The sequence below is a fragment of the Proteus sp. fly-1067 genome (genome assembly GCF_040139345.1).
In the GTDB taxonomy this organism is placed as follows: Bacteria; Pseudomonadota; Gammaproteobacteria; order Enterobacterales; family Enterobacteriaceae; genus Proteus; species Proteus vulgaris_B.
In genome coordinates this window covers 1-745 of record NZ_JBEEUL010000087.1, presented here as the reverse complement: position 1 = coordinate 745, position 745 = coordinate 1, and the positions used below count along the sequence as shown (strand labels likewise).

The window sequence follows — 745 nt, the reverse complement described above, 5'->3', positions numbered from 1 at the left end:
TAATAGGGCGATAGAAATTAGCATCAGACCATCCATACATAAGGTGCGACATCACAAAGGTGGCAATAAATAGCCCTGCGAGTGGTTTACCAAAGGTTTGTCTATTCAAACTGCGTAGCTTTTGCCAACTCCAAGTTGCAAAAAGCATTTGAATAAGAAAGATGATAGGGATCGCGATAAACATCAATTGCCACTCGCGTGCCATCTCCCCTTTTTCAGGGTTGATCACTAGATCCCAAACCTGTGGCGTCAGGTGTAAACCAAATTGGCTAAAGACTCGAATATCAAAGATTAATAAGGTTGTACCCGCGGTGGCGAGCGCAACACAAATAAGCCTCAGCAGCCGCTGAGACATAACAATAAAGGTCAGTGGAAAAACAATCAGTAAGTAGCAGGCAAAAACGACAAAACTAAAATGGCCAATCCAACTGACGAAGGCAAAAATGCGCCCGGCGAGCGTGTCGGGCCAATCAAAAATAAACAGATAGCTACTACTTAGCCCTAGGCTGAGCAGGATATTAAAAAGTGCAAACCAGTGCCCCCAACTTATCATTTGGGAGACTTTATCACGGTAGCGCTGATGGGTGACCATACTGTTTATTTCGTTAATCGATTAGTGAGACTGATCTTCTTTGACAGAAGACAGTAACGCGTTGGCAAAAGAGTCGGCAATCATTTTACGTTGCGCTGGTGCGACAGATGTATTAAGTAGATTGGTGACCATGTTCCCCAACACCATTAGAAG

Annotated in this window: 2 protein-coding genes; both read right to left on the bottom strand. The window is 44.0% G+C overall.

Annotated elements, in window-relative coordinates:
* Positions 1–592 (bottom strand): DUF3413 domain-containing protein (locus ABN217_RS19280; RefSeq protein WP_349459863.1); only part of this gene is annotated, 592 nt, incomplete at its 3' end.
* A gap of 21 nt (positions 593–613) precedes the next feature.
* Positions 614–745, bottom strand: a 132-nt coding sequence (locus ABN217_RS19275; protein ID WP_349459864.1) for a DUF1414 domain-containing protein, incomplete at its 5' end; no start/stop codon positions are given.